A 12025-nucleotide genomic window follows, 5' to 3' on the forward strand; every position below is an offset into this window, starting at 1 on the left:
TAGGCCCTGGCGAGAGGCCCGCGGCGAGGCGGGCACCCCCGGCAATACCAGACGACACTGACAGGCGACCCGAGGCGTACCCCAGGCCACCTGGGTCCACGTCAGCGCTTGAAGTGGTCCGCGATGACGCTGGCCACGCAGCACGTCAGCTTCTTGCCGGTGGGGACATGCAGGAACTCGTTGGGGCCGTGCGCGTTGCTGCCCGGGCCCAACAGACCGGTGATAAGGAATTGCGCCTCAGGGAAGCGCTCACCCAGCATGCCCATGAAGGGGATGGTGCCACCCTCGCCCATGGCCATGGCCGGCCGGCCGAAGTACGTGCCTGACGCGGACTCCACCGCGCGCGACAGCCAGCTCGCGAGCGGCGGCGCATCCCAGCCAACGCTGGCCTTGTCACCCTCGAAGCTCACCTTCGCGCCGTACGGCGGATCCTTCTCCAGCGCGTCCTTGAGCGCCTTCTGCGCCGACTTCGGCTCCAGCCTCGGAGGAATGCGCATGGACAGCTTCACCGTGGTGAAGGGCCGCAACACGTTGCCCGCGCTCTGCAGCGGAGGCATGCCGTCCACGCCCGTCACCGACAGCGCCGGGCGCCACGTGCGGTTGAGCACCAGCTCCCCGCCGTCGTCCGACATGGGCCGCATGCCCGGCATCCACGGGAACTTGCCGAAGACCTCTTCGCCCAGCACCTTCGCCGCCGCGCTCGCCTGCTCGCGCCGCTCCTTCGGAATCTCCACGTGCAGGCCCTGCACCGTCACACGGCCCGTGCCCTCCTCCTCCACCCTCGACAGCACCTGGCGCAGCACGCGGAAGGACGAGGCCACGATTCCGCTCGCGTCTCCGGAGTGCACACCCTCCGTGAGCACATCCACGCGCAGGTTGCCCGCCACCATTCCGCGCAGCGACGTCGTCATCCAGAGCTGGTCGTAGTTCGCGCAGCCTGAATCCAGGCACACCACCAGCGACGGCTTGCCGATGCGCGGCGCCAGCGCCTCGATGTAGGCCGGCAAGTCGTAGCTGCCGCTCTCCTCGCACGCCTCGATGAGCACCACGCAGCGCGCGTGCGGCACGCCCTGCTCGCGCAAGAGGCGCAGCGCCGTCAGCGACGCGAAGGCGGAGTAACCATCATCCGCGCCACCACGGCCGTAGAGCTTGTCACCCTCGCGCACGGGGGCCCACGGCGTCAGGCCCTCACGCCAGCCCGTCATCTCCGGCTGCTTGTCCAGGTGGCCGTACATCAGCACGGTGTCGTCGCCGCGCGTGCCGGGCACCTCCATGTAGATGACCGGCGTGCGGTCCTTCCCCTGCTCGTCCTTGAGGCGGATGACCTCCAGCGTGAGGCCGGGCAGGTGCGGCGCCTGCGCGCGACACCACTCCGCGACGAGCTGCACGGCGGCTTCCATGTGCCCGGCCTTCACCCAGTCCGGGTCGAAGGCAGGCGACTTGTTGGGGATGCGGATGTAGCGCTCGAGCGCCGGGAGGATTTCCTTCTCCCAGATGCGGTCGGAGGACTCGGTGGCGGTCTGGACATTCATGGCCGCGATGCTGAGCACGGGACGCCGCCCCTGTCGACACCGACAAACCCCAGGTGAAGCCGGTAGTGCCTCGCCCCACCGGCCCCGCCCGCGCCTGGCCTGATGGCCTCCATCTGTGGGCCTGTCGAAAAGCCCTCCAACGAACCGAGGGCGCGAGAAGCCACCGCCCCTCGCGCCCTCCTGGAAGCACCGCGTCAGCGCCTGGGCGTCACGGCTGGATTTCGCGGACCGTCAACCACTTGAAGTCCACGTCGGTGGCGTTGTCCCAGCGGAACGTGGCGATGGGACCTCCCCACGTAATCGGCATGGCCCCGGTGGCGCCGCCGCAGTGCTGCGCATCACCGCCCCAACTGCCCGAGTCGACCATGTCGTAGACCTTCTTCCACGTCACCTTGTCGGCGTTCTCGTTGACGTACATCTCCAGCCGCACCGCCTCCTTGCCGCTCACGGTGGTGTTGCGCATCACCGCCTTGAAGCCCACCCAGCGGCCCTTCAGCGCCGACGTCGCCGTCTTGTAGGAGGCCTGCTCGTAGGAGACATGCCACGTCTCCTTCTGCCAGCGGGCGCGGCCGTCATAGTGCAGGCCCGCCTTGTAGCTGCTGCCCTCGCAGCCGGAGTGGTCGTCGTTGTGCTTGCCGCCGCGCGCGTACCAGTCGAAGTTGTCCTTCGCATCCGACGTGGCGTTGAGCTTCACGAAGCCCGTCATCTCCACGTTGCGCCAGTCATTGGCCGCCTGCATGTAGCCCCGGCTCGCCAGCACGTCCCGGTCATACGTGGGAATCTTCCGGTCGTCGTAGCCCGTGGAGGTGTAGACGAGCAGCCGCACCGCGCTGTTCTTCATCTTCCACGAGCCGTCCGAGTTACGGGTGATGGTCTTCTGCGGATTGAAGCGCGCATCGGACGTCGCGTTGTCCGCCAGCGCCCACGCCTCGCCCCCGCTCTTCGAGGGGTAGAGCATCGTCACACCGAACTTGTCCTTGCCCGTGGGCTGCGGCGTCCCGGTGTCGGTGGTGATGGCCGAAAGCTCGGAGATGCTCGCCCAGGTGTTCATCGTGCTGCCATTGACGGTGATGCGCACGTAGCGCGCGTTCACCGGCGAGAAGGAGACGCGCTCGAACGCCGTGCTCTTTCCGGACGAACTGCCCGAGGACACCTGCGTCCAGGCAGCGCCATCCGTGGAGGTGGAGATGACGTAGTGGCTGACGCGCTCGTTGCCTCGGAACCAGGCGATGTCCACCGCGCTCACCGACTTCGCGGCGCCCAGGTCGCCACGAAGCCACTGTCCCACGCCATCGCTGGACCAGCGCGTGGCGGTGTTTCCGTCGATGGCGTTGGCGGGCACGTTGCCGTCATGCCCGCTGGCGGTGACGGCGACGAAGCCGCCGGCGGCCAGCACGGGCGTGGAGAGCGCGAAGGCCGTCAGCGCGAGCGCACGGCACGGCATGCGCCAGCGAAATCCCAGCCGGGATGAGGTCCTGTGGTGTGGATTCAAGTTGCTACCTCGAGTGAGGCCACCGAGGGCCACGACCCACCGGACGGACAGCGCCGCCCTGGCACGCCGCGTTCCCCCCGCGGCGCGTTGGCTTTCCTCCGTCGACTCGCGCCTGGGAGCTCAGGGTCTCCTCGCGGCACGTCGCCCACGGTGTTGATGACTCAACGTTCGGACACTGCGGGCGCCAATACCCGAGGGGTCGACAGGTCATTCCCATCATCGACGCCCTCGGGCGGGCCTGCGGTCGTCCGCACGCCAGGGCAGCTACTGCTGGCTCTTGAAGCGCAACACGACGGCGGACGGCCCTTCCAGGCGCACGACTCCGTCCTGAAGCGGCGGCGTCCGCGTGTCGCCGCCAAAGCGCGGCTCCTCGCTCCACAACACCACTTCGGCGTCGGGAGGGACGCGGTGCTCCACCGTCCCGCCCAGGCCGAGCAGCACCTGGAGCACCTGCCCGCCCCCTCGCCGCTCCAGCACCAGCGCCCGAGGCCCCACGGCTCGCGCGTCATATGCGCCGCGCCGGGCCTCCCGCATCACGGAGTCCATCGCGCGCAGGCGGAGCAGCTCGCGGTAGAGCACTCGGATGCCCGCGTGCTCCGGCCTTTGGGCCTCGCTCCAGTCGAGCCTGGAGCGCGCGAAGGTGTCCTCGGCCTGCGGGTCCGGCACCTGCTCACCCGCGAAGCGAGCGAAGCCCGCGAACTCCTTGCGCCGCCCCTCCGTGACGAGCCGCCCCAGCTCCTCGTGGTGGTCCGTGAAGTAGAGGAACGGCGTGCTCGCGTTCCACTCCTGCCCCATGAAGAGCAGCGGTGTGTAGGGCGACGACAGCAGCAGCGTGCTCATCGCGCGGAAGGCCGCGGGGGACACGTCGTGTCCCAGGCGCTCGCCCAGCGCGCGGTTGCCCACCTGGTCATGATTCTGGAGGCAGTGCACGAAGCGCCACGGCTCCAGGCCCTCCGCGCGCGTGCCCCGCGCATGTCCCTGGTTCTTCGACACCTGGCCCTCGTAGAACCACCCCTGGCGCAGCGTGCGCGCCAGGTCCTCCGCGCTGCCCGTGTAGTCCTGGAAGTAGCTCTCGCTGTCACCCGCGAAGGCGCGCCGCATCTGGTGATGGAAGTCATCCGCCCAGACACCGTCCAGCCCGTGGCCTCCGTCGGACGCGGGCAACATGAGGCGGCGCTCGTTGCGCTCATCCTCGGCGATGAGGATGACTCGCCGCCCCGGCGCGCTGGCCCGGGCGCGCTCGGCGATTTCGGTGAGCAGGTGGGGCTGTGTCTCATCGAGGATGGCGTGCGCCGCGTCCAGCCGCAGGCCGTCCAGGTGGTAGTCGCGAATCCACATCTCCACGTTGGAGAGCACCATCTCCCGCACGGGCCGGCTGTCCTTGCCGTCGTAGTTCACCGCGTCGCCCCACGGCGTGTGGTGGCGTCCGGTGAAGTAGTGCGGCGAGTACGCGCGCAGGTAGTTCCCGTCCGGACCGAAGTGGTTGTAGACGGCGTCCAGCACCACGCCCAGGCCCTGCGCGTGCGCGGCGTCCACCAGCGCGCGCAGTCCCCTCGGCCCGCCGTACACGTGCGCGGGCGCGAAGAGGTCCACGCCGTCGTAGCCCCAGTTGCGCGTACCGGGGAAGCTGGCCACCGGCAGCAGCTCCAGCGCGGTGATGCCCAGCTCCTTGAGACCGGGCAGCTTGGGGATGAGCGCCTCGAAGGTCCCCTCGGGCGTGGCGGTGCCCACGTGGACCTCGTAGAGGACGAGCGCCTGGGGCTCCACGCCCTTCCAGCCCGAGTCCGTCCACGCGAAGTCCGGCACCACGACTTCCGAAGGGCCGTGCACGCCCCCAGGCTGTGAGCGGGACCACGGGTCCGGGAACGGCCCCGCGCCGTCCACGCGCAGCTTGTAGAGCACGCCCGCGCCCTGCCCCTCCAGCACCGCGACGAAATAGCCATCGCGCTCCGGAGTCATCGGCAGCACGCGCCCCGGCTCGCCGCGCGCGTCGTGCAGCACCACCTCCACGCGTGGGTGTCCGGGAGCCCAGACCCGCCACCTCACCCTCGGGCCCGCTTCCACCCACGCACCCAGCGAGGGAACCTTCGCCTGCTTCGCGTCCGCCTTCTCCGCCAGAGCACCCATGTTCGTGTTCCTGTAATGCGCCCGCACGCAGCAGGGGAGCACTTGTGCGCGGACGAGGCCCACTCTCCCATGAGAGATGTTCACGGGTGGGCGTTCACGCGATGAGGGGACCCTCACGTCGGCTGCCCGCTCAAGCGGGCGAGGGCTCGCGGTGCAACAGGAAGGGGAACGTGAGGCGGCGCAGCACCGGCAACTCCAAATGTGTCATCGCCAGCAGCGTGCGTCCCTCCAGCCAGCGCAGTTCGTCCACGAAGGGACGCCACTGCCACCCCACCTCCGGCGTGTACTCCACCTGGAGCGAGGTGCGCCCGTCCACCCGCGACGTCCCCTCGCGCAGCACCAGCGGCACGGCCCGCCACACGCCGCCCACGCGGTTCACCAGATTGGCCCCCTCGCGTCCCCCAGGGGCGATGTCCTTGCCCCACCAGCCGCGCATCCCCAGGACGCCGAGCAACCGGTGCGCGAAGCCCTGGAACCAGGCGGGCCCCAACAGCTCCGCCCGGTAGCGGCCCGGCAGCGAGTCCCGGGTGGGAGTGGGAAGGCGGGTGAACAGCAAGCGCCACTCGCGCAGCTTGCGGCGCTCCGTCACGAGCGCGAGGGGGGTGGTGACTGGCGTCGAAAGGCTCATCCCCGGACGCTATGCAGCCTGTCCCGGCGCGCGCAGTCGTCCGTGCCCGCTCGCCCGTCCCGCGAGGGGGCCCTCCGTGAGTCGCTCCACGGGCCGGTGTCGCGAGCGCGTGAGACACGAGGTCGTCGGCCTGCTTGTGGACGCCGCGGGCCGCCAGGATGATGCGGCCCGGCCCGGAAGCCTTCCGGTCCACCCTCCCTTGGAGCCGTCTGGAATGACTGTCGCCCGCCATGGCCTGGAGTCACGGCCCGTCCCTCGCGGTGAGGATGTCCGCGAGCGGGTCGCGGCCATCGAGGTCCTGTCCCCCCGCGAAATCGACGCGCGGCTCACGGACCTGGGCTACCGGGGGCAGGAGGAGGCGCGGCGCGCGGCCTCCGTGCTGGCCTACCGCCACCTGCGCCGCATCCGCAGGCTGCACCTGGAGGGGCTCGCGCCCGAGCCGGGCATGCGGGAGAACTGCATGTTCCTGGGGCCCACCGGCTCCGGCAAGACGTTCCTCGTGGAGCTGTTGTTCCGCGAAATCCTCGCCGTGCCCACGGTGCTGGCGGACGCCACCCAGTTCTCCGAGACGGGCTACGTGGGCGACGACGTCAACACGCTCCTGTCGCGCCTGTATGAAGTCGCGGACAAGGACTCGGACTGGGCCGCGTGCGGCGTCATCTGCATGGACGAGTTCGACAAGCTCGCCACCAGTCGCTCCGACAGCCGCTTCGCGGGGCAACAGACGACCAAGGACGTCAGCGGCTTCGGCGTGCAGCGCAGCCTCCTGCATCTGCTGTCCGCCGCCAGCGCGGACTTCCCCCCGGACTTCGGCTTCACCAGCCGGCTCCAGCCGGACACCCTGGAGCTGTCCTGTCTCACGTTCATCGCCTGCGGCGCCTTCAGCGGGCTGCGCGCCACGGCGGAGGGCATGACGCGCACCGAACACCTGGGCTTCGGCCGTGAGCCCCAACATGCGCGCGAGGAGTCCATCGCCGTGGCCGTCACCCAGGAGCAACTGGAGCAGACGACGGCCTTCGCGCGCTACGGCTTCATCCCGGAGCTCATCGGCCGCTTCAACCGGCTGGTCTCCTTCACGCCGCTGGACGCGGCCACGCTGGGCGACATCCTCCAGAACCACGTGCTGCGCTCCTACGAGCGCGAGTTCGAGCAGGAGGGCCTGCGCCTGCTGGTGGAGCCCTCCGTGCGCGAGCACATCGTGGCGCGCGCGCTCAAGCGCGAGACGGGTGCGCGCGGCCTGCGCACCACGCTGGGCCCGCTGCTGGAGCAGACCGCCTACGAGCACTTCGGCCGACAGGGCACCGCCTCCACCGTGCGCCTGGTGTTGGAAGGCGACGCGGTGCGCTCCCTCACCGAGTAGCGCGTTCGGGGCCAGCGGGCCACCGGGAGCCCGACGGCGGCTCGTGTGGCGAGCAGGAAGGCGGGCCTGCCTCTCATCCGGCCCGCACGCGCCTTACGGTCTACCGGGAACGCCAACACCGGAGGGCCACACATGGCGCACACGGACCACACGCGAGAGATTCCCCGGGAGGGCTGGGCGGACTATCTGGCCCTGCTCTCCACCATGGAGAAGGAGCACCCGGTTCGCATCGAGGTGGAGGGCATGGAGCTGGGGGACCAGCCGCTCGCCGAGGGGCTTCCGCTCGTGGAAATCAGCCTCGAGGAGAAGGGCAGCGACAAGGGCGTCGTCGAAATCATCGTGGGCGGCCCGGGCGGCGAAATCACCCACCGCATCCAGAAGCCAGAACGCATCTACGCGGACGAGAGCGAGAGCGGCGAGCTGGAGTGCCTCGACATCGAGAGCAGCGAGGACAACACCAAGACGCTCATCTACTTCGGCGAGGCCCTCACGGCCGGCGCGCGAAACATGGACTGAGCCCCGTCCTACACACCACACAGAAAGGCCGGAAGGCACCCCCCTCCGCGGGAGAAGGAACCTTCCGGCCTGGGGCCTCGGCCCCCACCGCCACTCACGTGACGAGGGGAGCCTTGGCCGGGTGAGTCGAAGTCAAATCACGGGTACAGCGCGCGAGCGCCCGTCTTGTCCAGGCTGGTCAGGATGAGGTCGCCCGTCTGCGTGCCGTTGCACTGGGGGTAGTGCATGACCGACGAACGGTCATACGCCGTCAGCGCGCGCCAGTTGTTGTCCTCGAAGCAGGGAGTGGACTGGCGGGTGTGCTCGTGACGGAAGCCGAGCACGTGGCCCAGCTCGTGGCGCAGGATGCCCGCCAGCGTCCACGGCGCGATGCTGCCGAAGGCCGTGTTGTCGACGAGGACGTTGCGGCCCGAGCGAGCCGAGCCGGGGAAGAACGCGCGCGCCAGGTACTGGCCACCGGAGTTCACCGGACGCACGTCGAACAGCACGCCCGCCTGCGACGCCGTGCAGCTGGCGTCGTAGCTGGTGCTGTGGATGAAGTTCACGCTGGCGGTGGCCTCCCAGGCCGCCGTCGCGCTGTTCATCGCGGTGACCAGCTTCGCCTTGTTGGTCGTGCCGAAGGTGTTGCTGATGCAGTAGGTCAGGTTGCCCTTCTGCGTGGCGCTCCACTTGCGGTCATTCGCCGCGCCACCACCAACGTTGTACACGGCCAGACCCTCGTGGCTCTTGCCCTGGTCCGGGGTGACGTTGTTGTCGAAGTAGGCGCGCAGCTCCTCCTCGTTGTCCACGGACTGGTCCATGTCGAAGATCCACTTGCCTTCTGGATCCTGCACGGCACTCGCGCGGAACTCCTCCCACGTCATCTTCGGCGCCTGCGTCTCGGAGGCCTCGGGGCCACCACACGCGGTACCCAGAAGAGCGACACCAGCCAGCAACGCCATGGAGCGGAACTTGAGCATCGGTATTTCCTCGGAACGAGCAACTGCGGGGGATGCGCCGTCCGCCTGGTTCCTCCACCAGCCGCGGCCCGACGCGACCCGGCCTTGAGCAACTGTCGGGCCAAGAACGGCCCATAGTGGCAAAAGCTGCTCTCAAGGTTTAATCTGGAGTATCCGCACTCCAGGTCGTGAAACCCGAACGTAAACGGACCTGACACGCAGCCGTGGAACCTGCTGTCTGGATTGGGTTTTCCGCTCGCGACGGGGACTGTTCAGGAATCGGACAGTGCTGTCCGCGAATCAGTCAGCTGCCCTGGGGTCGTATCAAACCTGGACAGGTCGCCTCGCACTCGCATCGGGAGCGGAAAGGGTCAGCGAGGATGCACCCGCCGTCAGGCTGCGTCAAGCGGGCCCAACGCAGCGCGCCCCGCGAGGGGAGTCCGCACCGCGCTGCGCCGTGGCGGGCGTCCCGTGTATAGCCGGAGCGGTCCGTGTCCCCTCTCCCGTTCGACATGTCCGCGGTGCTCACCTGGCTGGAAGCGGCGTGGCCGCATGTGGCGGCGGTGCTGACGGTGCTGGTGAGTGTGCTGGCCAGCACGCACGTGGTGCTGCGCAAGCGGGACGTGCGCGCGGCGGTGGGTTGGGTGGGCCTGGTGTGGCTGGTGCCGGTGCTGGGCGCGGTGCTCTATCTGTTGTTGGGCATCAACCGCATCCGTCGTCGCGCTCGCTCGCTGTCGCCTCGGCGTGAGCACGGGTTGTTTCCGCCCATCCGCGGCGTGGAGGCCGTGGTGGCGGAGGGCGTGTCGCGGGTGAAGCCAGAGGTCGCGCACCTGGCACCGCTGGCGCGGCTGGGGGACGCAGTGCTGCACCGGCCGCTGTTGCCTGGCAATCGCGTCACGGTGCTGGAGTCCCGGACGGACGCGTACCCGGCCATGCTGGAGGCGATTGAGGGCGCGCGCACGTCCATCTCCCTGTGCAGCTACATCTTCGACAACGACGTGGCGGGCCGGCACTTCGCGGGGATGCTGGGCGCGGCGGTGCGGCGTGGGGTGGAGACGCGGGTGTTGGTGGACGCGGTGGGCGCGCGCTACACGTGGCCCACGATTCTGGGCCGGCTCAAGCGCGAGGGGGTGACGGCCGCGCGCTTCCTGCCCTCGTTGATGCCCTACCGGCTGCCCTTCATGAACCTGCGCAACCACCGCAAGGTGCTGGTGGTGGATGGGCGCGTGGGCTTCACGGGAGGGATGAACATCCGCGAGCAGTTCTGGCCGGGCGAGCGCGCCGCGCGCGACTTGCACTTCCACCTGGAGGGCCCGGTGGTGGCGCAGTTGCAAGAGACCTTCGCCGAGGACTGGGTCTTCACCACGCGGGAGAAGCTGAGCGGGGACGTGTGGTTTCCCGAGCAGGCCCCGGCGGGCGCGGTGCTGGCGCGAGGGATTCCGGACGGGCCGGACGAGGACTTCGAGAAGCTGCGCACGGTGTTGCTCGGGGCGCTGTCCACGGCGCGGACGTCGGTGCGCATCGTCACGCCGTACTTCCTGCCGGACGCGGCGCTCATCACCGCGCTCAACGTGGCGGCGCTGCGCGGGGTGCGCGTGGACGTGGTGCTGCCCAGGAAGGGCAACCTGCCCGTGGTGCAGTGGGCCAGCACCGCGCAGCTCTGGCAGGTGCTGGCGGCGGGGTGCCGGGTGTTCCTCACCGAGCCCCCGTTCGACCACACCAAGCTGATGGTGGTGGACGGCGAGTGGGGGCTCATCGGCTCCGCGAACTGGGACCCGCGCTCGCTGCGGCTCAACTTCGAGCTGAACGTGGAGTGCTACGACGCGGAGCTGGCCGGGCGGCTGGAGGCGGTGGTGGAGGAGCGACTGTCACGCTCGCGTCCTCTCACCCGGGAGCAGGTGGATGCCCGGCCCCTGCCCATCCGGTTGAGGGATGGGCTGGCCCGGCTCCTGTCTCCGTATCTCTAGCGGACGCGGCGGCTCACAGGAGCGCGCGCCGCACCTTCCAGAAGGTCTCCTTGGCGGTGCGGAACGCCGTGGAGTCCGACGGCAGCAGCGTGCGCAACAGCTCCGCCGACTGCGTCTGGAGCGGCCTCACGCAGTGCGCCTCCACCTGGCCGCGCAGGAAGCCCACCGGGTCCCTGCGGCGGTATTCGGAGAAGTACGTCTTCAGCTCGTTGCGCGTGCGGGCCTTGCCGTTGTCCGCGTACTTGGCCACGTAGGGGCTGAAGTCCGGGTACAGCCGTCCCTCGCCGAAGTCGCCGTGCAGCGTCGTCTTCATGAAGTTGCCGATGAGCAGGTCATCGAAGACGCGGTAGCGCACGGCCGTCATCAGCGAGTTGCGCGGGGCCTCGAAGGTGATACCCCGGCGGAAGCGACGGTGGTGGAACTCGATGACGTGGTCCTGGCCGCCCACGCGGAAGCGGAGGAAGTCGAGCACCGAGCCCAGGTGCTCGATGGCCCCGAAGTACTCGCGCAGCGTCCGGGCCTCGTCCGCCTCCAGCATCTCCCCCCAGTCGTCGCCGAACTCCTTCGGGTCCACCGGCAGGAGCGCGCGCTCCTTGGGGCGGATGAGCTGCTTGTCGTCCTTGGCGAAGTCGCAGCGGACGAAGGCGGGCAACAGCGTGCATGACTCCGACTCGAAGCCGCGGCTGTAGTCCTCCAGCGTCGTCGTGTACTCGGAGGCCCAGATGGAGTCCGCGCGCTGGTACTTGTGCATGGAGCTGAAGGGCACGAAGTAGCGCGCGCCGTAGAACTCCGCCTGCCGGGCGATGGTGCGCCCCACCGGCGTCTTCGCCGCGGCGTAGGGGATGATGCGCTGCCCGTCCTCGGTGAAGTAGTTGATCATGTCCGCGTCGCCGTAACCGGACAGGGCCAGCAGGTACGACTCGTCATACCGGCGCACCATGCTTCGCACGAAGCGGCCCCAGCCCCGGTCTCCCGCGTCGTTGAGGTTGACGAGCAGCCGTCCGTCCACGTCGACCAGGAGCACGGCGTCCTGATTCATGTCGGGGATGCACAGGACGCGGATGCGCGGGGACAGCTGCGTCCACACGCGGTCCACCAGCACGTGCACGTTGAAGCCCTGCTCGCGCAGGTCGTCGCGGACGCGCCCGCCGAAGTGGTTGGGCACCAGGATGGTCTGCTCGCGCAGCTTCTCCAGGGACTCCGCGCTCAGGTGGTCCGGGTGTCCATGGGACAGCCAGACGTACTGACAGCGCTGGATGGTCTCACGCATCTCCTCGGGAATCTCGTGGGACAGCGTCCAGCTCCCGAAGTATGCGGCTCCATGAGTCCATGGGTCGGTGACCAGCACCGGTCCGTTGTCGTGGCAGATGAGTGTGGCGTTTCCGATCGTCTCGAATCCGAGTTCCATCTTCCGCTCCCCCCTCGTGCTGCGGTTGCTCGCCATCGTGGTAGCTGGGCCGAAAGG

At 69.2% G+C, this 12025-nt stretch carries 9 protein-coding genes; 3 read left to right on the top strand and 6 right to left on the bottom strand.

Annotation, left to right across the window (positions count from 1 at the left end; all coding sequences use genetic code 11):
• Window positions 1–101 precede the first annotated feature (101 nt).
• The 4 genes from HUA74_RS27475 to HUA74_RS27490 form a co-directional block, all read right to left on the bottom strand.
• A complete protein-coding gene (locus tag HUA74_RS27475) occupies window positions 102–1532 on the bottom strand; it encodes a M20 family metallopeptidase (RefSeq protein WP_141648488.1) in 1431 nt (476 codons plus the stop codon).
• A 208-nt stretch (window positions 1533–1740) separates the two neighbouring features.
• A complete protein-coding gene (locus HUA74_RS27480) occupies window positions 1741–2976 on the bottom strand; it encodes a discoidin domain-containing protein (protein ID WP_174456931.1) in 1236 nt (411 codons plus the stop codon).
• A 312-nt stretch (window positions 2977–3288) separates the two neighbouring features.
• Window positions 3289–5151 carry a malto-oligosyltrehalose trehalohydrolase gene (gene treZ, locus HUA74_RS27485; RefSeq protein WP_174456932.1) on the bottom strand — a complete coding sequence of 621 codons (1863 nt, stop codon included), beginning with the start codon at window positions 5149–5151 and terminating at the stop codon, window positions 3289–3291.
• A gap of 130 nt (window positions 5152–5281) precedes the next feature.
• Complete coding sequence (locus HUA74_RS27490; protein ID WP_174456933.1) at window positions 5282–5779, bottom strand: hypothetical protein; 498 nt, start codon at window positions 5777–5779, stop codon at window positions 5282–5284.
• A gap of 214 nt (window positions 5780–5993) precedes the next feature.
• Here HUA74_RS27490 and HUA74_RS27495 point away from each other — a divergent pair, with 214 nt between their 5' ends.
• Both HUA74_RS27495 and HUA74_RS27500 read left to right on the top strand, forming a co-directional pair.
• Window positions 5994–7139 carry an AAA family ATPase gene (locus HUA74_RS27495; RefSeq protein ID WP_141648846.1) on the top strand — a complete coding sequence of 382 codons (1146 nt, stop codon included), beginning with the start codon at window positions 5994–5996 and terminating at the stop codon, window positions 7137–7139.
• A gap of 132 nt (window positions 7140–7271) precedes the next feature.
• Window positions 7272–7655, top strand: a complete 384-nt coding sequence (locus HUA74_RS27500; protein WP_141648847.1) for a DUF5335 family protein — start codon at window positions 7272–7274, stop codon at window positions 7653–7655.
• A 137-nt stretch (window positions 7656–7792) separates the two neighbouring features.
• Here HUA74_RS27500 and HUA74_RS27505 read toward each other — a convergent pair whose 3' ends face one another.
• Entirely contained in the window at window positions 7793–8614 is an 822-nt protein-coding gene (locus HUA74_RS27505; RefSeq protein ID WP_174456934.1) for a matrixin family metalloprotease, read from the bottom strand.
• Window positions 8615–9105: 491 nt separating this feature from the next.
• Here HUA74_RS27505 and cls point away from each other — a divergent pair, with 491 nt between their 5' ends.
• Window positions 9106–10560 carry a cardiolipin synthase gene (gene cls, locus HUA74_RS27510; RefSeq protein ID WP_141648850.1) on the top strand — a complete coding sequence of 485 codons (1455 nt, stop codon included), beginning with the start codon at window positions 9106–9108 and terminating at the stop codon, window positions 10558–10560.
• A gap of 13 nt (window positions 10561–10573) precedes the next feature.
• On the opposite strand, the gene HUA74_RS27515 is transcribed toward cls, so the two are convergent.
• Complete coding sequence (locus HUA74_RS27515) at window positions 10574–11968, bottom strand: MBL fold metallo-hydrolase (RefSeq protein ID WP_174456935.1); 1395 nt, start codon at window positions 11966–11968, stop codon at window positions 10574–10576.
• Window positions 11969–12025: the final 57 nt, after the last annotated feature.

The organism is Myxococcus sp. CA051A, from assembly GCF_013336705.1.
Lineage (GTDB): Bacteria > Myxococcota > Myxococcia > Myxococcales > Myxococcaceae > Myxococcus > Myxococcus llanfairpwllgwyngyllgogerychwyrndrobwllllantysiliogogogochensis.